Origin of the sequence: Pseudomonas saponiphila (assembly GCF_900105185.1) — a bacterium.
GTDB classification, from domain to species: Bacteria; Pseudomonadota; Gammaproteobacteria; order Pseudomonadales; family Pseudomonadaceae; genus Aquipseudomonas; species Aquipseudomonas saponiphila.
The window spans coordinates 382605-402510 of the sequence record NZ_FNTJ01000001.1; the positions used below are offsets into that span (position 1 = coordinate 382605).

At 60.4% G+C, this 19906-nt stretch carries 15 protein-coding genes, 1 tRNA gene and 2 pseudogenes; 8 read left to right on the forward strand and 10 right to left on the reverse strand.

From position 1 onward, the window contains the following. The first annotated feature begins 4 nt into the window (after positions 1-4). Positions 5-433 (forward strand): hypothetical protein, encoded by a 429-nt coding sequence (locus tag BLV47_RS35240; protein WP_143038233.1) that lies wholly within the window; start codon positions 5-7, stop codon positions 431-433. A 326-nt stretch (positions 434-759) separates the two neighbouring features. Here the strand turns inward: BLV47_RS35240 and BLV47_RS01775 are convergent, their stop codons facing one another. Then, on the reverse strand, positions 760-1638 hold the full coding sequence (locus BLV47_RS01775) for a helix-turn-helix transcriptional regulator (RefSeq protein ID WP_092309262.1): 879 nt from the start codon (positions 1636-1638) through the stop codon (positions 760-762). 383 nt (positions 1639-2021) lie between these two features. On the opposite strand from BLV47_RS01775, the gene BLV47_RS36065 reads away from it, so the two are divergent. Both BLV47_RS36065 and BLV47_RS01780 read left to right on the forward strand, forming a co-directional pair. Next, positions 2022-2168 carry a hypothetical protein gene (locus BLV47_RS36065; RefSeq protein ID WP_022641440.1) on the forward strand — a complete coding sequence of 49 codons (147 nt, stop codon included), beginning with the start codon at positions 2022-2024 and terminating at the stop codon, positions 2166-2168. A 204-nt stretch (positions 2169-2372) separates the two neighbouring features. Then, positions 2373-2996: a DUF6338 family protein gene (locus BLV47_RS01780; RefSeq protein ID WP_092309264.1), complete on the forward strand. Its 624-nt coding sequence runs from the start codon at positions 2373-2375 to the stop codon at positions 2994-2996. Between the two features lie 436 nt (positions 2997-3432). Here the strand turns inward: BLV47_RS01780 and BLV47_RS01785 are convergent. Next, a pseudogene (locus BLV47_RS01785) lies at positions 3433-4137 on the reverse strand (site-specific integrase); the annotation flags it as partial. A 244-nt stretch (positions 4138-4381) separates the two neighbouring features. On the opposite strand from BLV47_RS01785, the gene istA reads away from it, so the two are divergent. Together istA and istB are read left to right on the forward strand one after the other, a co-directional pair. Then, on the forward strand, positions 4382-6067 hold the full coding sequence (istA, locus tag BLV47_RS01790; RefSeq protein ID WP_062838241.1) for an IS21 family transposase: 1686 nt from the start codon (positions 4382-4384) through the stop codon (positions 6065-6067). Further along, positions 5955-6704, forward strand: a complete 750-nt coding sequence (istB, locus tag BLV47_RS01795) for an IS21-like element IS1474 family helper ATPase IstB (RefSeq protein WP_062838242.1) — start codon at positions 5955-5957, stop codon at positions 6702-6704. The genes istA and istB overlap by 113 nt, the downstream gene beginning before the upstream one ends. 89 nt (positions 6705-6793) lie before the next feature. Here istB and BLV47_RS01800 read toward each other — a convergent pair. The 6 genes and pseudogenes from BLV47_RS01800 to rpsU all read right to left on the reverse strand — a co-directional run. Further along, positions 6794-7147: pseudogene (locus BLV47_RS01800) on the reverse strand (site-specific integrase); the annotation flags it as partial. A gap of 126 nt (positions 7148-7273) precedes the next feature. Then, positions 7274-7350: transfer RNA gene (locus BLV47_RS01805), tRNA-Ile, on the reverse strand. 15 nt (positions 7351-7365) lie between these two features. Next, positions 7366-11109: a bifunctional diguanylate cyclase/phosphodiesterase gene (locus tag BLV47_RS01810; RefSeq protein ID WP_092309267.1), complete on the reverse strand. Its 3744-nt coding sequence runs from the start codon at positions 11107-11109 to the stop codon at positions 7366-7368. A gap of 116 nt (positions 11110-11225) precedes the next feature. Next, positions 11226-13073, reverse strand: coding sequence for an RNA polymerase sigma factor RpoD (gene rpoD, locus BLV47_RS01815; RefSeq protein WP_092309270.1), 1848 nt, complete (start codon positions 13071-13073; stop codon positions 11226-11228). A 67-nt stretch (positions 13074-13140) separates the two neighbouring features. After that, on the reverse strand, positions 13141-15114 hold the full coding sequence (gene dnaG / locus BLV47_RS01820) for a DNA primase (RefSeq protein WP_092309273.1): 1974 nt from the start codon (positions 15112-15114) through the stop codon (positions 13141-13143). A gap of 481 nt (positions 15115-15595) precedes the next feature. Next, positions 15596-15811 carry a 30S ribosomal protein S21 gene (gene rpsU, locus BLV47_RS01825; RefSeq protein WP_002551877.1) on the reverse strand — a complete coding sequence of 72 codons (216 nt, stop codon included), beginning with the start codon at positions 15809-15811 and terminating at the stop codon, positions 15596-15598. A gap of 200 nt (positions 15812-16011) precedes the next feature. Between rpsU and tsaD the strand changes: the two genes are divergently transcribed. Then, positions 16012-17037, forward strand: coding sequence for a tRNA (adenosine(37)-N6)-threonylcarbamoyltransferase complex transferase subunit TsaD (gene tsaD, locus BLV47_RS01830; protein WP_092309276.1), 1026 nt, complete (start codon positions 16012-16014; stop codon positions 17035-17037). A gap of 45 nt (positions 17038-17082) precedes the next feature. Here tsaD and plsY read toward each other — a convergent pair whose 3' ends face one another. Next, positions 17083-17652 (reverse strand): glycerol-3-phosphate 1-O-acyltransferase PlsY, encoded by a 570-nt coding sequence (gene plsY, locus BLV47_RS01835; protein ID WP_092309279.1) that lies wholly within the window; start codon positions 17650-17652, stop codon positions 17083-17085. Positions 17653-17726: 74 nt separating this feature from the next. On the opposite strand from plsY, the gene folB reads away from it, so the two are divergent. Further along, positions 17727-18080, forward strand: coding sequence for a dihydroneopterin aldolase (gene folB / locus BLV47_RS01840; protein ID WP_092309282.1), 354 nt, complete (start codon positions 17727-17729; stop codon positions 18078-18080). Further along, positions 18071-18586, forward strand: coding sequence for a 2-amino-4-hydroxy-6-hydroxymethyldihydropteridine diphosphokinase (gene folK, locus BLV47_RS01845; RefSeq protein WP_092309285.1), 516 nt, complete (start codon positions 18071-18073; stop codon positions 18584-18586). Before folB ends, folK begins: the two co-directional genes overlap by 10 nt. 56 nt (positions 18587-18642) lie before the next feature. Here the strand turns inward: folK and BLV47_RS01850 are convergent, their stop codons facing one another. Further along, positions 18643-19872: a multifunctional CCA addition/repair protein gene (locus BLV47_RS01850; protein ID WP_092309288.1), complete on the reverse strand. Its 1230-nt coding sequence runs from the start codon at positions 19870-19872 to the stop codon at positions 18643-18645. Positions 19873-19906: the final 34 nt, after the last annotated feature.

Sequence of the window (19906 nt, forward strand, 5' to 3'; positions counted from 1 at the left end):
ACTGATGCATCCACTGAAGAGGTTAGTTCAAGGAGAACTGCATCACGCTGATCCTGAAATGTTGGTTCAGATTGCTTTGAATCTTTGGTACCACCCAGACCCTGTCCCTCTGCTTCTAGAGGTCGTTAATGGTCTCCAAGATATGGAGTTGCGTCGAGCCCTGTATACCTTGGATCGCCTGAGACGTTACGGAACTGCGATGACCGAGCAAAGACGCATAGAGTTGAGCGATCTGATACGTTCGCCACGTTGGGAGCCATTGAAAGTGATTTTTGTGTTATCACCGCCACCGCCCTGGGGGCGCCGCGCTAAATGGCCAGATGTGCTCGCGCAGGGGTGGGGGCTCGGTGAGGAAGAGCGACTTGATACCGCTTGCATCCTGAAATACCAGACCCGTCATTATGCTGCTGAGCGTCGTAAGGATCAGAATTGAGGGGACATGGTGAGCTGGTGAGGCATGGATGCCGCGCCAGGGCCGGGCGGCTTCATGCCCGGACCTGGCCACCAGCGCCGGCAGGGAGGCCGGAAAGCGAACTATCAATTTGCATAGGCTAAGCCTTAGCTAGCTGAAGAGTCCGAATATAGTGGAATCAGTTGAAGAGCTTGAGGGACTGCGGGTTGCCTCCTGTTGATTCTTGGAGGCGACTAAGTTCCTGTTAACATCTGAGTCTGAAGGCACGAGCAAGATCCGCTGCAACCGGCGCTGAGAGGGGACATCTCAGGGCATCCGGAAAATGTAGGGAGGCAGCGATGCCTAGATCAATTTGGGTTTTGGTAGCCAGGTGCGAACATGGAACTCTCCACTCCATAGAGGACCAAAGGATCCTTGAGCCAGAGGCGATAGGCCTCGTCCTTGATGCTGTGGTTCGGCGAGCAATCCACATGGTACTGCTGAAGCACGTACCCAGCCATTGCGGCCCTAACCCGAAGCTTCAGCACTCCATCTTGCATCTCATAGTCCCGCTTAACGATCTCAGCCGATTTTTTGTCAGGGTGTGGAACGATCGGCAGCTCTAGCATGCGGTTCCACTGATCATCAAGCGGCGGCGTTTCCGGGTCTTTGGGGTTTTCGCCCATCTGGATTTCGGCATGCCCGATTCGGGTCAGAACAAAGTCTCCAAACTTTTCGCGTTTGCGGTCGTATGCACGTACGTGCCAGCGGAGGCCGTCACAACCCATAGCGAAGGGTACAATTTCTCGGATGGAGTGGCCTGAACCTGAGGTATAGCTGATCCTGACCACCTTCTTCAGATGGATAGCTCTGGTTATCGGTGCCAAGACTTCTGCTTTAGGTTTGCTGAGTAACGAAACAGCTTCGTAAGGGATCAGTGGTTTTTCATCAGAATCTAAGCCATATCCGAACCCCTGGGATAGAGCAGCAAGCACTCGCTCTGGGGAATGGACGACAAGGGGGGAGAAGGTATCCCGAATCACGTAAATCTTACTGACGGTGTCTAGCTCGGTGTTGTTTGAAGCGATCTCACGATACTGAGCAAAATCTCGAGTAGCTGCCGCAGCACCCAACCCAAATCGATCCATCAAGTCTGTACGCGAGACCACACCCGTGAAATACAGGCGAAAATCTATGTAGACCAGGCGTTCCCGCTGGGCCTGGCTGTAGTCGCTCAAGTCAATCATGTCCACTCCGTCTTGCCTTTTTACCGTCTTACCTGTCTTGCCAACTAACCTAATGTTTGGCCGGTCGTTGCATGTAAGCGCATCTTAGCATATGAGCGCTTGACGTAATCAAAATGATGATGATAGGATCTGATTATGGTTTCACTTCGGCTTTGTCTATAGCATCTGACGGAGTACGGAAGGGCTTGGATGGAGCGAAATTAGCCAGAAACGAAAAAGCCGATCAAGTTCGCACCTTGACCGGCTCTAGGGAAAAGATATCTGAACTGGTTCCAGGTATCTCTCGCGCTTTTGTTCAGAAAGCATTGCGATGGTAGACCTTGTAGTTTGCTAACGCAAGTGAGCGAGTTCTGTGTTCGAGCCGCCTCAGTAGGAGACATTCTATGTCCCAGCTTGAGATGTTCGACAAGCCCGAAGGCGAGGGCGAGGTCATCTACCGGATGACCATACGCACTCGCAACGGCAAGGTGATTCGACGTGCTAACGGCCAACCGTTCCGTATCGTCATTCGCCCAAAAGCGGCCAATTGATTTGATCGCTTAACAGAGCTCAGGGCACTTCAGTGCCCTGCCCTCTCTCTTCCTGTTGAAAGTCCTATAGCCTAGAGTTCCCGACTACCCAGATATCCCCGTCGCATATTGCAGCGAGGCGAGCTAAGCCCTGATCCTCTTGTGCGATATAGCGGCCCGCAGAAGGGCGGTACCTAAGAAGCGGGACTTTGAGAGGCACGTGTAATGGAAGACCTGGCTACAAATATCGTTCCGCTGGTTCAGGCACTAATCCCTGGCTTCCTCACCACCATGATTTTTTACTGGCTGGCAGATGTGAAGAAGCCTGGTCAGTTTGAACGTACTGTTCAAGCACTGATCGGTACCGGCTTGATCACCATGATGGTCTCGGGCATTCAGGTAGGCTTGAGCTGGGTTGGTGAAAATTACTTCGCGCTTGGAGAGTGGACGCCTCAAGTTGAAGGCGTCTGGGGCATCGGCTTGGCAGTGGTTTTGGGTTTACTCCTAGCCTTCGCCTCGAACCATGACTACCTATATCGGTTCGCCAGGTTGCTAACCCTAACTTCTCGATCATCGTACCCTGAGTGGATATATGCATTCCGCAAGCGCGAGGGCATGACCGTGGTGTTGACCCTGCTCGATGGTCGTCGGTTGTTCGGATACCCCGCAGTGTGGCCGACCGATCCTAAGGAGGGCCACTTCCTCATCACTCAACCGTGCTGGATGGATGAGAACAACCAGTGGATAGAGACGCCCGGGATTGAGAGTTATCTCATCGCCAACTGCGACGTTTACTTGATCGAATTCTTAGAGGAGATAACCGAAAGTGAGCAACGAGAATCAACCTAGGCAGCATGTCCTTGAGCCGCGAACAGCTAATGACGGAATGAACGTCAGCCCTCCGGCACCTACTAATATCCGCCCTAAAGCACCACCACCAGCACCACCGAAGGCCCCAAAAAAATAAGAGGTTGATCATGTACGAAGAAAGAGGGATATCGCCTCAACCACGCCGGCCAAATGTTGGACAATCAAGTCCTTCTAAACCATTTGCCCTGCGCCCTGCTACGCCCCCTAAGGCCCCACCACCCCCCAGCAAGCGGTGACTATATGACCAATAAAACTGGCGGTAAGGTTCATGTGAATGACGGGATTAGCAAGCAGACAACAAGTCAGCGACCAGCAGCTCCGCCGGCTGCTCCGCCGCCCCCACCTCCGAAACGGTAAGAGCCTTAGTGTGGAGTAGCGCCGGGGGGGGGGCAGTGATGGCTCCTGATGCTTTCCACTATTTCTTCGGGCGGTCGATGGCATCTAAGTCTTTCACTAGATCTTCCGCCCTTAGATGCGTGTAGCGCCGGAGCATCTGCATAGATCTATGCCCACTTATGGCCGAGACCTTCTGGTCCGACATACCGCTTTCGACAAGCCGACTCACTGCTTCATGGCGTAGATCGTGAAAGCGCAGATCAGACATGCCTAGCTTGGCCTTGAGCAGCCCCCATTTCTTTGTGAAGGCGTAGGGTCGGCGTTTGCCGTCTTTGCCAGGCTCGCCAAAAAATACGAGGCTGCAATCAGCCGGTCGTACTGGATTGTCCAAAGCGGCCTTGAAGGTGTCCGTAGCTAGTTTGGTGAGGGGAACGGTTCGGGCGCTATCATTTTTGGTGTCTGACAGGCGTACTACTCGTTTTTTCAGGTCGACCTGGTGACAGCGTAGACCTGTGATCTCCGATGAACGCATGCCAGTCTCCAGGGCGATACGAACGATCCAACGAAGCATAGGGTTGCTGTAGTTGCTAGCGGCGTTGAGCAGGCGTCGTTCTTCATCGGCTGACAGTCGACGGTCGCGACCTTCTCCGGGGCTCGGTTTGCGAATATTGAGCACCGGGTTGAATGTCAGTCCTAGCCCCCATTCTTGAATCGCCACGGTGTAGAGATGGCTCAGCAAGGCGATCTCCAGACGCACGGTGTTATTACTGACGGGGACGCCGCGCTTGCTCAGAGCGCTCAGTTGCGGATTTCGGAGCACCGTGACCGGCCGTTTCGGTTGATCGTGACCGGTCATTTCGCTAACGCGTGACCGCTCATTTCGGTAGCAACGTGACCGATTTTCCGCCTGTTCCGAAACAGGTGGTCACGGCTTACCGAAATCGCCGGTCACGACTTAGCGAAAGCCTTCCCCTTCGTTGCGCATGACCTGATGCGCCGCCATCCTCGACCGATTTCGGGAGAGGAAGATGGCGGCGCCGCGAGTAGCCATGCGAAACATCAAAGAATGTCTGCGCCTCAAGTTTGAGGCCGGCTTGTCCCACGAGAAGATTGCCCGTGCCTTGCAGCTGTCCAAGGGCGTGGTTAGCAAGTACATCGCGGCGGCGCGGGTGGCCGGGCTGGACTGGCCGGCGCTGGTGGCCATGGACGAGGCCGCGCTGGCGGCCGCCTTGTTTGCACCGACGTCGACGAACAAGCCGCGCGGTGAGCGAGTGCTGCCCGATGTGCTGAGCATCCACCGCGAGTTGCGACGCAAGGGCGTGACCTTGCAGCTGCTGTGGGAGGAATATCTCGCCGCGCATGCGGGCCAGCCGACCTACCGCTACACCCAGTTCGTCGAGCACTACCGGCGCTACGCCCAGACGCTCAAACGTTCGATGCGTCAGCTGCACCGTGCGGGCGAGAAGCTATTCATCGACTATGCCGGGCCGACGCTGCCGGTGGTCGACCCGGCCACCGGCGAAGTGCGCCGGGCGCACATCTTCGTCGCCGCCCTGGGCGCCTCGAATTACACCTATGCCTGCGCGACGCCAGGCGAAACCCAGGTGGACTGGCTGACCTCGCTGGGCCAGGCTCTGACCTACTTTGGCGGCGTGCCGGAAATGGTTGTGCCGGACAATCCGCGCGCCCTGGTCGCCCAGCCGGATCGCTACGAGCCGGGCCTGAACCGGGCCACGCTGGAGTGCGCGCGTCATTACCAGACGGTGATCCTGCCGGCACGGCCACGCAAGCCTCAGGACAAGGCCAAGGCCGAGGTGGCGGTGCAGGTGGTCGAGCGCTGGATCATGGCGCGGCTGCGCCATCGGCAGTTCTTCAGCCTGCATGCGCTTAACCAGGCCATCGCCGAGCTGCTGGAGGATCTGAATCGGCGCCCGTTCAAGCGGCTCGATGGCTGCCGGCGCGACTGGTTCGAGCGCCTGGATCGCCCGGCCTTGCGAGCGCTGCCGGTGCATCCCTACGAGGTCGCCACCTTCAAGCGCTGCAAGGTCAGCATCGACTACCACATCGAGGTCAATGGCAGCTTCTACAGCGTGCCCTCCGCCCTGGCCCGGCAGAACGTGGACGTGCGACTGACGGCACACACCCTGGAAGTGCTGCATGGCAACCGGCGGGTGGCCAGCCACCTGCTGCTGGGGCGACGCGGCGCTTACAGTACCCAGCGCGAGCACATGCCCGCGGCGCACCAGGCGCATCGCGAATGGACGCCACAACGCCTGCTCGACTGGGGCGCGCGGATCGGCCCCTACACGCGCCAACTGATCGATCACCAACTGACCCACAAGCCGCACCCGGAGATGGGCTACCGCGCCTGCCTCGGCCTGCTCTCGCTGGCCCGGCGCTATGGCAATGCACGCCTGGAAGCCGCTGCCGAACGTGCCGTACACCTGCGCGCCTTCACCGGGCGCAGCGTGCGCAACCTGCTCCAGCAAGGCCTGGATCAACAGCCGCTGCCCCAGCGTGCCGCCGAAACGACCTTACCCGGCGACCACGAGAACGTCCGTGGCGCCGACTACTACCAACCCCCGCAACAGGAGCTGTTCGATGATGCCGCAACACACCCTGAATCAACTGCACCAGCTACGCCTGGACGGCATGGCCCGCGCCCTGGAAGAGCAATGGACGCTGCCGGCCAGCCACAGCCTGAGCTTCGATGAACGCCTCGGCCTACTGCTCGACCGCGAACTGGCCTGGCGTGACAACCAGCGCCTGGTACGGCTGCGCAAGAAGGCCAAGCTCAAGTACGCCAACGCCTGCCTGGAAGATCTCGACCGCCGCACCGGACGCGCCCTGGACGAGCGTCTGATCGCCACCCTGGCCAGTGGCGACTGGATCCGCCAGCAGCACAACCTGCTGCTGACCGGCCCGACCGGTGCCGGCAAAACCTGGCTGGCCTGCGCCCTGGGCAACCAGGCCTGCCGCCAGGGCTATAGCACCCTGTACCTGCGCACCCCGCGCCTGCTGGAACAACTGCGCATCGCTCATGGCGACGGCAGCTTCGGCCGTACCCTGCAACAGCTGGCAAAGGTCGACGTCCTGGTGCTGGACGACTGGGCGCTAGCCCCGCTGGAGGAAGGAGCCCGGCATGACCTGCTGGAGGTGATCGACGACCGCGCTGGCAGCCGCTCCACCATCCTGACGAGCCAACTGCCCATCGAGCACTGGCACGGCTGGATCAACGACCCGACCCTGGCCGATGCCATCCTCGACCGCCTGGTGCACAACGCCTACCGACTGACGATGAAAGGCGAGTCGCTGCGCCGAAAAAAAGCCGAGGAACAAGCCGCATCGTGACCGATGCGATTACAATCCAGAACCCGCGCAACCGGGGTGGAAGCACCGGTCACGTATTAGCGAAACGCTCGGTCACGTTCACCGAAATCCGCACTCAGTCGAGTATCGCGGTAATTAGCAATGACTTCGGCGGAGAGGGCGGCCAAGGAGTATTTGCCCAAGTGCTCGATCAACTGCTTGGCCTTCGACGCTTCGGCCCTTTGCGTGGTGGGCTTTTTACTTGGCGTGACCTCGGCGAGGTAGCGCTCCAAGGCTTTTTCGAGCGTCAGTCGCTCTGAGCCGCTGCGCTGGATGTACACGCCGCGCACCATTTCGTCTTCGGTGCGTCGTGACCAGTCTTCAGCGTCGCGTTTGGTACGGAAGGTTTTGGCGTTGGTCGGCCATCCGGTCTTGCGGATAACGGCTTTCCAGGTGCCGGCAGGGTTTTTGACGATTGTGGCCATCTGAAGGACTCCAAAGGCGTGCAAGCGAAGTCGCACTGTACCTAATTTGTACCTTCGGACCATAGGACTGATCCGGCTGCCACAAACCCAAAAAGCCGAAAGCCGCGCAATGCGCGGCTTTGAGGTTGGTGGGCCCACACGGACTTGAACCGTGGACCAAAGGATTATGAGTCCTCTGCTCTAACCAACTGAGCTATAGGCCCTCAGTAGGCCGCGGATTATAGCGACGGTTTCTCGGCTGTGCTATCCGAAAAATCGGAAACCCGGATCTGCAGGAAGGTCTCGCAGAACTCCTCGGCCTCCAGCGGCAGACTGACGATGTAGCCCTGGATCTGTTCGCAGCCTTCCTGGGCGAGGAAGCTCTGCTGGTCATGGTTTTCCACCCCTTCGGCAATCACCGTGAATTGCATGCTGCGACCCAGGGCGATGATGGCGCGGACAATCGCCACGTCGTGAGGGTCGTCCGGCAGGCCGCGGACGAAGGATTGGTCGATCTTGAGGAAGTCCAGGGGCAGGCGCTTGAGGTAGCTCAGGGACGAGTAGCCGGTGCCGAAGTCATCGATGGCCAGTTGCACCCCCAGGCGCTTGAGCTGATGCAGCACTTCCAGGGCTTCTTCGGCCTGGCTCATGATGAAGTTCTCGGTGATCTCCAGTTGCAGCAGCCCGGGCTGCAGGTCGTAGTCGCGCAGCAACTGCTCGATACGGCCCAGGAGATTGGGTTGGCGCAACTGCGCGCCGGCCAGGTTCACCGACAGCGGTCCGAAGTGCTCGTAGTGCTGGTTCCAGCTATGCAGGTGCTGGCAGGCCTGTTCCAGGACCCAGTCGCCGATCAGCAGGATCATGCCGTTTTCTTCGGCCAGGGGGATGAAGTGCTCGGGCGGGACATCGCCGAAGGTGGGGTGGTGCCAGCGGATCAGCGCTTCGGCGCCCACCAGTTCGTGGCTGCTGAGGCTGATCTTGGGCTGGAAGTACAACGACAGCTCATCGCGTTCGATGGCCCGACGCAGTTCGTGTTCCAGGGCCACCCGCTCGCTGGCCTGGGCGGTCAGGTCGCGGGTGTAGCGTTCGACGCGGTTGCGGCCCTTGGCCTTGGAACGGTACATGGCGGCGTCGGCGTTCTTGATCAGGGTGGCGACGTCGCAGCCGTCCTTGGGGTAGAGGCTGGTGCCGATGCTGGCGCTGATGAAGAACTCGTGTTCACCGGCCTGGAACGGCGCGGTGAAGCAGTTCAGCAACTTGGTGGCGATGTGGTCGGCGTCGCTGGCCTGGTGCAGCCCGGGCAGCAGGATGATGAATTCGTCCCCGCCCAGGCGAGCCACGGTGTCGATGTCTCGCAGTTGTTCCTTGAGGCGCACGGCGATGCCCTTGAGCAGCAGGTCGCCCACCGGGTGGCCGAGGCTGTCGTTGATGTGCTTGAAGCGATCCAGGTCGAGGAACAGCACCGCGCCCTGGCCGCCGCTGTCTTGCTGGCCGTTGAGCGCGGCCAGCAGGCGGCTTTCGAACAGTGTGCGATTGGGCAGGCCGGTGAGGGGGTCATGGTGGGCCTGATAATCGAGCCGTGCCTGGGCGTGCTTGAGGCTGGAGATATCGGCAAATACCGCCACGAAATGGGTGATCTGCCGTTCCTTGTTGCGCACGGCGTTGATGGTCAGCCAGTTGGGGTAGAGCTCGCCGTTCTTGCGACGGTTGGAAATCTCGCCCTGCCAGTGGCCTTCCAGGGTCAGTTGATGCCACATCGCGGCGTAGAAGGCGCTGTCGTGCAGTCCCGATGCCAGCAGGCGCGGGGTTTGGCCCAGGGCTTCAATTTCGCTGTAGCCGGTGATTTCACTGAAGGCCCGATTGACCGCACTGATGCGCTGCTGGGTATCGGTGATCATCACGCCCTCGGCGGTGCTTTCAAACACCGTGGCGGCCTGTTGCAGTTTTTCCTGCATTTGCTGGCGATCGGTAATGTCCCGGGCGATGGTCAGCATGCAGTCGTCGTCGCCAATCGGCAGCGGTCGGCTCGACAGTTCACAGAGACGGATCTGGCCATCGTTGCGTCGGATATGGCAACTGAAGTCGCGGACAAAACCGTCCCGCTGCAGCAGGTCGAGCATCTGCTTGCGTTCGTTGAGGTTGACCCAGATTCCCAGGTCCAGGGTCGAGCGGTCCAGTGACATGGCGCTATTGAAACCGGTGATGCGGCTGAAGCCCTCGTTGACCTCGATCAGCAGGCCATCGCGCTGGCGGCTCAGCAGCAGCCCATCCGGGGAGGCGTGGAAGGCTTTGGCGAACTTCTCCTCGGAGGTTTGCAGTTGCTGCTGGGTTTCCTTGAGCTGGCTGATATCGCGCACCACCACCACCAACGCCGGGGTGGTGTCGAGGTCAAAGGGCTCGGCGGAGATCAGGCCGGTGAACAGCTGGCCACTGTGGCGGCGAAAGGGCATCTCCAGGTTGCGAATGCTGCCGGCCTGCAAGCGTTGCAAGAGGCTGGGGCCGACTCCTGGGATCCCCCAGATGTTCAACTCGGTGGCGGTCTGGCCGATGACCGTTTCGGCACTCAGGCCGATCTGTTCCTCGAAGGCCTTGTTGACCTCCAGCAGACAGCCGTCGGACAGGCGTGCGATGACCAGGATGTCCGGACATTGCTGGAACACCGAAGCGAACTTCTGCTCGGACAGGCGTAGCGCTTCTTCGGTGTGCTTGGCTTCGCTGATGTCGATCATCAGTCCGCGCATCACCGGTTCCTGGCCGTGCTCGATCAAGCTGACGATGTCGCGTACCCAGAGACAGCGGCCGTCGGCGGTGATCACCCGGTAGTCGAGGCTGTGGTCGCGCCCGGCCTGGACCTCGTGATCGCAGAACGCCTGGGCCCGGGTCAGGTCGGCGGGGTGGATGATGTTGCGCCAGAACCCGGGGATCAGCCAGTGAGCCTGGGGATAGCCCAGCAGCGCTTCGGCGTGGGGCGAGACGTAGCTGTAGGTGAAGTCGCTGACGCGCGCTTCCCAGGCGATGGCGGAGAGGCTCTCCACCAGGCTGCGATAGTGGTATTCGCTGCTGCGCAGTTCCTGTTCCAGGGCCACCCGGCGGGAGATTTCCGAACTCAGGCGGCGGTTGATGCGGATCACTACCGCGAGCACGGTGACCAGTAGGAGCAGCCCGGGCAGCCCATAGAGCAGCACGTCGGACCAGAAGGTTCGATGGTCGAGCACGCTGCCGACCCAGTGTTGCTGAATCGCACTGATTTCATCGGGGCTGAGGTCGGCCAGGACCTTGTCCAGAATGCCCACCAGGATCTTGCTGTTGCGCGGGACGCCCATCGCCAGCTGGTAGCGATAAGGGGTTTCGCCGCTGACATACAGGCCCTCGAGCTTGAGCTGGCGCAGGCTCCAGACACTGGACGCCAGGTCACCGACCACGGCATCCACCTCGTCGGTGGCCAGGGCCTGGAGCGCGGAGCTGATGTTGGGCAGGGCGACCAGGTTCAGGTCCGGATGATGGGTGCGCAGTAGTTCGTGAGGGGCGTAGTTTTCCACCACGGCCACTTTCAGGCCGTAAAGGTCCTGAAGGTTGCGCGGTTGTGCGCCGCCCCTGTGGGCGAGAATGACGATGGGGAAGTCAAGGTAGGGGCGGGTGAACGCCATGTAGCTCTGGCGCTCCGGGGTCGACATGATCCCGGGCAGCAGGTCCAGTTTGCCCTGCTTGGCGTCCTCGAGCACCTCGGTCCAGCTGGCGGGCTCGATGGGTGTCAGGCTCACTGACAGGCGTTCCTGGATCAGGTGGATGTAGTCCGCTGCAAGGCCCTGGTAGCGGCCTTCCTCGTCTCGATACTCGAAGGGCGGCCAGGACGCGTCTACACCCAGGCGCAGTTCCGGGTGAGTCTTGAGCCAGCTACGTTCTTCGTCGGTAAGAGTCAGCGCGCCAGCCGTTGCGGTCCAGGTAAGCAGCGCCAGCAGAAGCATGGCCGACAGTCTGGGCATAACCGTCTCGTTATGGCACGGGGATTGTTTCGAGTGTAGACGGGCTGTGCGCCGGGGAAGGAAAGAAGGACGGGTTGCAGAAAGCAAAACCCCCAGCTGGGCTGGGGGTCTTGGGCTTACTCGTCGAGGAAGGAGCGCAGATGCTCGCTTCGCGTCGGGTGGCGCAGCTTGCGCAGCGCCTTGGCCTCGATCTGACGAATCCGCTCGCGGGTCACGTCGAACTGCTTACCAACCTCCTCAAGGGTGTGGTCGGTATTCATGTCGATGCCGAAGCGCATGCGCAGGACCTTGGCTTCACGGGCAGTGAGGCCGGAGAGTACTTCGCGGGTCGCTTCTTTGAGGCTCTCAACGGTGGCTACATCGATTGGCGACTGCATGGTCGAGTCTTCGATGAAGTCGCCCAGATGGGAGTCTTCGTCATCACCGATCGGGGTTTCCATGGAGATCGGCTCTTTGGCGATCTTCAATACCTTGCGGATCTTGTCCTCAGGCATTTCCATGCGTTCGCCCAGCTCTTCCGGGGTCGGTTCACGACCCATTTCCTGCAGCATCTGCCGGGAAATGCGGTTGAGTTTGTTGATCGTCTCGATCATGTGCACCGGAATACGGATGGTGCGGGCCTGGTCGGCGATCGAGCGAGTGATCGCCTGACGGATCCACCAGGTGGCATAGGTCGAGAACTTGTAGCCACGACGGTATTCGAACTTGTCCACCGCTTTCATCAAGCCGATGTTGCCTTCCTGGATCAGATCGAGGAATTGCAGGCCACGGTTGGTGTACTTCTTGGCGATGGAGATCACCAGACGCAGGTTGGCTTCAACCATCTCTTTCTTCGCGCGGCGGGCCTTGGCCTCACCGATCGACATGCGACGGTTGATGTCCTTGATCTCGGCGATCTTCAAGCCGGTTTCGACTTCAAGAGCGGTCAGCTTCTGCTGGCAACGGATGATGTCCGGTTGCAGGCGGGCAATGGCTTCGGCGTATTTGCTCTTGCCTTTGGCCAGTGCTTCGGTCCAGCTTTCGTCCACTTCGTTGCCCGGGAACTGGCGCAGGAAGTCGGCACGTGGCATGCGGGCATCACGCACGCAAAGCTGCATGATCGCGCGCTCCTGCTGACGCAGGCGATCCAGGGCGCTGCGTACACGTTCAACCAGGCCTTCGAATTGCTTCGGAACCAGTTTGATCGGCATGAACAATTCGGCCAGGGCCAGCATTTCGGCGATGGCTTGCTTGTTCTCGCGGCCGTGCTTCTTCAGCGCCTTGCGGGTGATCTCCATTTGATCGGCGACGGCGCCAAAGCGCTGTGCGGCGATAACAGGATCCGGACCGCTTTCGGCTTCTTCTTCGTCTTCGGTCGCTTCAGCTTCTTCGTCGTCGCTGTCGTCATCCGCTTTCGCGGTCTTGGTGTCGACAGGCGGCGGCACTTCGGCGGCAGGCGGCGTAATGCCGTCGTCCGGATCGATGTACCCGCTGAGAACGTCAGACAGGCGGCCACCTTCGGTGGTGACGCGAGTGTATTCGGCGAGGATGTGATCAACCGTGCCAGGGAAGTGCGCGATTGCGCCCATCACTTCACGGATGCCCTCTTCGATACGCTTGGCGATTTCGATTTCGCCTTCACGTGTGAGCAGCTCTACCGTGCCCATTTCGCGCATGTACATGCGCACTGGGTCAGTAGTGCGACCAATGTCGGTTTCCACAGCCGCCAACGCTGCGGCGGCTTCTTCAGCTGCTGCTTCGTCGGTGTCGGCTTCGGCCAACAAAAGGGCATCCGCATCCGGAGCACTCTCGAATACGTTGATCCCCATGTCGTTGATCATGCGGATGATGTCTTCCACCTGTTCCGGATCTGAAATATCCTCCGGCAGGTGGTCGTTGACCTCCGCGTAAGTCAGGTAACCCTGCTCACGTCCACGGCTGATCAACTCTTTGAGGCGAGACTGCTGTTGCGCTTTTCCGGACATAACACCCTATCCACTGAAGGTCTTGGCGGGCAAAAAACAAGCCGAGGATTATACCCGAGCTATGACCTCACGCGCCAGTTGAGGTCGGGTTCGATGCGGGAACATTGCGTTTTAAAAGCTCAACCAGCTGAATTTTCTCTTCGCTGCTGAGCTCGCTTTGACGCGATTTCCTGAGAAGTTGGTCTAAAACACGCTCGCGTTGGCGGGCGGACAAGCTATTAATGGTGTCGAAAAACTGTTGTTCAAGGTTATCTCCGTCGATCAACCACTCTTTTTCTGCCAGTGCAGTCAGCAAGTGGCCCTGCTGAGTGCCGTGCCAGCGCGCCATCAACTGATGAATAGAGCGTAGCTTAGGATTTTTCTGTACGGCTTCGATCAGGGCGACCAGCAACTGTGTATTGATGTTGTCGTCATCGGCAAAGTGCCCGGCATCTTCAACTTTTTCTGCCAATTGCGGGTGATGCAGCAAGGTGCGCAGGGCTGCCAGGGTCGGAGGTTCCACCGCTGCCGGAACCCGCGGGCCCCTGGGCTGGTCGCGATCGCCTTGGCGCTTGCCCTTGCCGTTCTTGTCCCAGGGCTTGCCTTCCCACTTCTTGCCGCCGCCATTTTTCTTCGGCGTCCACTCCTGTTGAGGGGCGTAGGCTTCCTGGTGGGGCTCATGGTAGTCGGCGTAATCCGGCATTGCGTCGTAATCAATGCCGGCGTCGTAGGCTGGCGGCGCTTCTGGCGCGGCGTTGTGGACCAGTTGCGTGACTGTTTCGCTGGTCAGGCCGGTGATTTCGCTGAGGCGCTGGCGCATCAGGGTGCGCAGGTTGGCGCCAGGGATTTTTTCGATCAACGGCGCAGCCAACGTGGCTAGATGGGCCTTGCCTTCGAGGGAGCGCGGGTCTGCTTCGTCGATCAGTTGCTGGAAAAAGTAATCCGCCAGCGGCTGCGCATGCTGATTGATCCGCGCGCGGAAAGCGTCGGTGCCTTCGGAGCGGACCAGGGTATCCGGGTCTTCACCTTCCGGAAGGAACAGGAAACGGGCGCGGCGTCCGTCCTGCAGGCAGCCCAGGGTGGCTTCCAGGGCGCGCCAGGCGGCCTTGCGTCCGGCCTGGTCGCCGTCGAAGCAGAACAGCACGTTGGGCACGATGCGGAACAGGCGCTTGAGGTGCTCCTCGCTGGTGGCCGTGCCCAGGGTCGCGACGGCATTGCGCAGGCCTTGCTGGGCCAGGGCAATCACGTCCATGTAGCCCTCGACGACGATGATTTCGTCGAGGTTGCGGTTGTTCTTGCGCGCCTCGTACAGGCCGTAGAGTTCCTGGCCCTTGTGAAACACCGGGGTTTCCGGGGAGTTCAGGTATTTGGGTTTGTCATCCCCCAGCACCCGGCCGCCAAAGGCAATGATCCGGCCGCGGGTATCGCGGATCGGAAACATCACCCGGTCGCGAAAGCGGTCATAGCGTTTGCCGGTCTCGGCGTTCTCGATCAGCAGGCCAGCGTCGATCATGGCTTTTTGCTGCAGAGTGTCGCTGCTCAGATGCTTGAACAGGTTGTCCCAGCCGGGCGGGGCGAAGCCCAGGCCGAAATCGCGGGCGATCTCGCCGGTGAGGCCGCGGCCCTTGAGGTAGTCCACCGCCGCCTTGCGTGCCGGGTGGCTTTTCAGAGCCTGACGATAGTACTCGGCAGCGGCAGTAAGCAGTGGATAGAGCGGAGAATCCGTGGGCTGTCGGGGTTTACGCTGGCCGCGAGTGCTTTCCTCGCGGGGGATCTCCATTCCAGCGGCTTTCGCCAGTTCCTCGACGGCCTGGGGGAAGTCCAGGTTGTCGTGGTCCATGATGAAGCCGAGGGCGTTGCCGCCGGCGCCACAGCCGAAGCAGTAGTAGAACTGCTTGTCGGGGCTGACGCTGAAGGAGGGCGTCTTTTCCTTGTGGAAAGGGCAGCAGGCAGTGTAGTTCTTGCCGGCTTTCTTGATTTGCAGGCGCGAGCTGACGACATCGACGATGTCGGTGCGGTTCAGAAGGTCGTCAATAAAGCTCTGGGGAATGAGCCCGGCCATGGCGTTCTCGTCATCACTGCGGGAAAAAATAGCCCTGGCGACGCTGTCGAAAGACCGGATGCGGCGAGGCGTGAAAGTTGCGCGGCTCGGTCCGGGTTTTCGGCGTGATCGCAGTCGGGGAGTGTATCTGCCGAACGTCCACTGACGTTAGTTTCAATCAGTATTCGACTATTTGAAGGTGTTGCGCTGAGTCCGGCAGTGGCCTTTGGGTGGCCTCGGATAGCTCATTAAGCGGGCGCTGGAGAAGTGCGCCTTGGGCTGATCGTCTGCAGGAATCAGTAAGGGTGTGCTCGTCAGTAGCCTTGGAAGGCTCGTCAGAAAAGACGTGCACCGCTGGCAGGAGCCAGGTCTGACGTGGTGAAGCAGATTCGTCTGGGTCGCATGGGCGGCTTCGACGGTGAAGCATCAAGCGTATTCCGCAAATGCCATTAGCCCGGCTTAGGGCCGGGCTTGGCAGAAGCTTGCAGCGAACGTCTGTGTATTAGTACAGGCGTACGGCGCGGCGCTGTTCGCGCTGAACTTTCTTGGCGTGACGCTTAACAGCAGCAGCTGCTTTGCGCTTACGCTCGGAAGTCGGCTTCTCGTAAAATTCGCGGCTACGAACTTCAGCCAGAACACCGGCTTTTTCGCAGGAGCGCTTGAAACGACGCAGAGCTACGTCGAAGGGTTCGTTCTCTTTAACTTTGACGGCTGGCATCCAGAGCTACCTTCATTCATTACCGGGGTCAACGTTCTCGTCGCAAAAATCGCGGCTGAGGTCGTCGGTTTTTAAGGGTTGCGGATGTTAACCCCTCAACGCTCGGAATGCAAAGCCTCTGATCGAAAACCGCTGGTCGGGCGCTGGAGTGGCGACTATTATGCGCGCCTTCGAATTCAGCCTCTACAAGGCGCAAACCCATGCTAGTACTGGGATTAGAAACCTCCTGCGACGAAACCGGCGTCGCGCTTTACGACAGCGAGCGTGGCCTTCTGGCCGATGCGCTGTTCAGCCAGATCGACCTGCACCGCGTCTACGGCGGCGTGGTGCCGGAGCTGGCTTCCCGTGATCACGTCAAGCGCATGCTGCCGCTGATCCGTCAGGTTCTGGCTGAGGCCGACTGTGTGCCCACCGAGATCGATGCCATCGCCTATACGGCCGGTCCCGGCTTGGTCGGTGCGCTGCTGGTAGGGGCTTCCTGCGCCCAGGCGCTGGCGTTCGCCTGGGGTATTCCGGCCTTGGGCGTGCACCACATGGAAGGTCACTTGCTGGCACCAATGCTGGAAGAGCAGCCACCGGAGTTTCCATTCGTCGCCTTGTTGGTATCCGGCGGTCATACCCAGCTGGTTCGGGTCGATGGCATCGGCCAGTACGAGCTGTTGGGCGAGACGCTGGATGATGCGGCAGGCGAGGCGTTCGACAAGACCGCGAAGATGATCGGTCTGAATTATCCCGGTGGGCCTGAAATTGCCCGTCTGGCCACTCAAGGCGTACCGGGACGGTTTGTCTTCCCACGGCCAATGACCGATCGTCCTGGCCTCGATTTCAGTTTCAGCGGCTTGAAAACCTTCGCCCTCAACACCTGGCAGCAGTGTGTCAGCGCTGGAGACGACGGTGAGCAAACCCGTTGCGACATCTCCCTCGCGTTCCAGCAGGCCGTGGTGGAAACTTTGACCATCAAGTGCAAGCGTGCCCTGAAGCAGACCGGTCTCAAGCGCCTGGTGATCGCCGGGGGCGTGAGCGCCAACAAGGCCTTGCGCGAGGCTCTGGAAAAGATGCTCGCGGAGATGAACGGCAATGTGTTCTATGCTCGCCCCCAGTTCTGCACCGACAACGGCGCGATGATCGCCTTTGCCGGTTGCCAGCGCTTGCAGGCCGGGCAACAGGAGGGCCTGGCAATCACTGTGCAGGCGCGTTGGCCGATGGAGCAGTTGTCGGCTCTTTAGAGGCTGCGTGACGGCGTAAGCTTGAGTCCTTTGATCGTCGAGGTCTCAGAAATGCCGTTCGCGGCCGGCAAACAGGTCGCGCAGATTGCCGCGATGGCGCCAGACGATCAGCAGCGTCAGCACGCTCATCGGCAGCAGCGCTTCGGGCTCCTGCCAGGCCAGCAGTGGCAGGGTCAGGGGCGTGGCGATCAGGGCGGCCAGCGAGCTGGTACGGGTGAGGTAGAAGGTCAGCGCCCAGGCGGCGACGGCCAGCAGGGCGGCTGGAGGATAGAGTCCCAGCAGCATGCCGGCGGCGGTGGCGACACCTTTGCCGCCGCGAAAGCGGAAATACAAAGGGAACAGGTGGCCAAGGACGGCGTAGAGTCCGACCCAGGCCTGTTGTTGCAGCGAGAGCCCCGCAAGGTGCGCGATCAGTACGGGCACCAGGCCCTTGCAGAGATCCCCCAGCAGGGTCAGGACGGCGAGTTTCTTGCCGGCCAGGCGCAACATGTTGGTGGCGCCGGCATTACCCGAGCCACTCATTCGCGGATCGGGATTGCCCGTCAGGCGGCTGAGCAAAATGGCGAAGGACAGAGAGCCAAGCAGGTAGGCGAGAATCGCCAGTAACCAAAACATGCTAACTATTCCGGGCGAGGAAGCCCTGATTCTAACGGCGCATTGCGCCCTTGTCGTGCTGCGGAGAAGAGTGCTTGGACAGAGTGTTTATCGAAGGACTGGAAGTGGACACCGTGATTGGAGCCTACGACTGGGAGCGGGGCATCCGACAGTGCCTGCGTCTTGATCTGAGCTTTGCCTGGGATAATCGCCCGGCCGCCGCAGGGGATGATCTGACGCTGGCGCTGGATTACGCCAGCGTTTCCACGCGGATCCAGGCGTTTGCCGAGCAGGCCCAGTACCAGTTGGTGGAAACCTTTGCCGAGCGTCTTGCCGAAGTGCTGATGAGTGAGTTCCACATCCCTTGGCTGCATTTGAAACTGACCAAGCCGGGTGCCGTTGCGGCGGCCACGGGCGTGGGTGTGGAGATCGAGCGCGGATGTCGCTGACTCAGGTGTTTCTGGGGCTTGGTAGCAATATCGAGCGCGAGGTCCACCTGTGCGCCGGGCTCGATGCCCTGGCCGGCTTCCTGGTGGACATGCGTTGTTCGGCGGTGTTCGAAAGCCAGCCGGTGGGGATCAAGAGCGGCCCGTTCTTCAATCTGGTGGTGGCGGGCCACACCGATCTGCCATTGATCGAGCTGGATCGACGCCTGAAGTTCATCGAGGCGGACAACGGCCGCTATGCCCCGGACCGCAAAGGCTTGCCGCTGGACATCGATGTGTTGCTGTACGGCGATCTGACCGGCAATTTCGATGGTCTGATCCTGCCTCGCGCTGAGATCCTGAAGAATGCCTTCGTGCTCTGGCCGTTGTCGTTGATGGCTCCTGAGCGGGTGCATCCGCTGGTCGGCAAGAGCCTGGCGGCGCTCTGGCAGGAAGCGCAGATCGATCAGGTGCTGGCGCCGGTGGCATTCGAATGGCGGGGCCGGCAACTGACGCCTCCGGGCCTGTAGTCCCCTGCCCAGGCATCTGACGCGGGCAAGGCCTGTGCCTTGCCCGCGTCAGGGGCTCAAGGTGTGGGCGGCTCCTTGTAGGCCTTGAGCGCTTTCAGTCGCTCCAGTCTCAGCGCCTCGCCCAGCGCCGGGCCTTTGAAGCCTTGCTCAAGCAACGGCTGGACCGCCACTGCCCGGGCCACATTGGCCGCGCCGCGCAGATAGTCCGCTTGGGGGTAGGGGCGCGACTCCAATCCCAGTCGCCCGCGGGCATCCATCTCGCAAGCGGCAATGAACTCTTCAAAGCGCTGCGGGCGGCGGAACACGTCGAAGCTTTGCAGCAGTTCCAGCAGTGTCGAGGCTTTCAGTTCCTGTGCCTTGTGGGCGTGGGTGTGGTACTGGCCTACCAGCAATGCCAGGTCCTGGCATTCCCGAGGCACCTTGAAGCGCTCATTGACGGCCTTGATCAGCTCCAGCCCCTTGTGTTCGTGTCCGATGTGCCGGGGCCACTCCTGCTCGGGGGTAACGCCTTTGCCCAGGTCGTGCAGCAGGCAGGCCCAGCGTACCGAGAGGGGCTGTTGGTGCAGTGCCGCTTGCTGCAGAACGCTGAGGGTATGCAGGCCGGTGTCTATCTCCGGATGGTGTACAGCTGGCTGGGGAACGCCGAACAGAGCGTCAACCTCGGGCATCAGCACCGCCAGGGCGCCGCAGTCTCGGAGCACCTGGATGAAGACCTGGGGCTGTTCTTCCATCAGGGCCCGGGAAATCTCCTTCCAACTGCGCTCCGCCGTGAGCGCCTGCAGCTCGCCTGACTCGCTGAGTTCACGCATCAGTTCGAGCGTCTCTGCGGCCACCCGGAAACCCAGGCCGGCATAGCGTGCGGCGAATCGCGCTACTCGCAGTACTCGAAGGGGATCTTCGACGAATGCCGGGGAAACATGACGCAACAGCCGTTCTTGAAGATCCTTCTGGCCGTGATAGGGGTCAGTCACCAGGCCCTGATCATCCTCGGCCATGGCGTTGATCGTCAGGTCGCGGCGAATCAGGTCTTCTTCCAGGGTGACTTCCGGGCTGGCGTGGAAGGTGAACCCGCCGTAACCGTGCCCGCTCTTGCGCTCGGTTCGGGCCAGGGCGTATTCCTCGCCATTCTTGGGGTGTAGAAACACCGGAAAATCGGCCCCAACCGGGCGAAAGCCCTGGGCGATCATGTCTTCCGCGCTGGCACCGACTACCACCCAGTCGATATCGGTGACCGGCCTGCCGAGCAAGCGATCGCGCACTGCGCCGCCGACTTTGTAAATCCGCATAAAAAACCTCCGTTAGCGCGACAGAATAACGCTT

Coding starts and splice junctions, on each gene's coding strand:
- rpoD (WP_092309270.1), bottom strand. CDS start 13,073: ATGTCCGGAAAAGCGCAACAGCAGTCTCGCCTCAAAGAGTTGATCAGC.
- BLV47_RS35240 (WP_143038233.1), top strand. CDS start 5: ATGCATCCACTGAAGAGGTTAGTTCAAGGAGAACTGCATCACGCTGAT.
- folK (WP_092309285.1), top strand. CDS start 18,071: ATGTCGCTGACTCAGGTGTTTCTGGGGCTTGGTAGCAATATCGAGCGC.
- istB (WP_062838242.1), top strand. CDS start 5,955: ATGATGCCGCAACACACCCTGAATCAACTGCACCAGCTACGCCTGGAC.
- plsY (WP_092309279.1), bottom strand. CDS start 17,652: ATGTTTTGGTTACTGGCGATTCTCGCCTACCTGCTTGGCTCTCTGTCC.
- dnaG (WP_092309273.1), bottom strand. CDS start 15,114: ATGGCCGGGCTCATTCCCCAGAGCTTTATTGACGACCTTCTGAACCGC.
- rpsU (WP_002551877.1), bottom strand. CDS start 15,811: ATGCCAGCCGTCAAAGTTAAAGAGAACGAACCCTTCGACGTAGCTCTG.
- istA (WP_062838241.1), top strand. CDS start 4,382: ATGGCGGCGCCGCGAGTAGCCATGCGAAACATCAAAGAATGTCTGCGC.
- BLV47_RS01780 (WP_092309264.1), top strand. CDS start 2,373: ATGGAAGACCTGGCTACAAATATCGTTCCGCTGGTTCAGGCACTAATC.
- BLV47_RS36065 (WP_022641440.1), top strand. CDS start 2,022: ATGTCCCAGCTTGAGATGTTCGACAAGCCCGAAGGCGAGGGCGAGGTC.
- BLV47_RS01810 (WP_092309267.1), bottom strand. CDS start 11,109: ATGCCCAGACTGTCGGCCATGCTTCTGCTGGCGCTGCTTACCTGGACC.
- BLV47_RS01775 (WP_092309262.1), bottom strand. CDS start 1,638: ATGATTGACTTGAGCGACTACAGCCAGGCCCAGCGGGAACGCCTGGTC.
- tsaD (WP_092309276.1), top strand. CDS start 16,012: ATGCTAGTACTGGGATTAGAAACCTCCTGCGACGAAACCGGCGTCGCG.
- BLV47_RS01850 (WP_092309288.1), bottom strand. CDS start 19,872: ATGCGGATTTACAAAGTCGGCGGCGCAGTGCGCGATCGCTTGCTCGGC.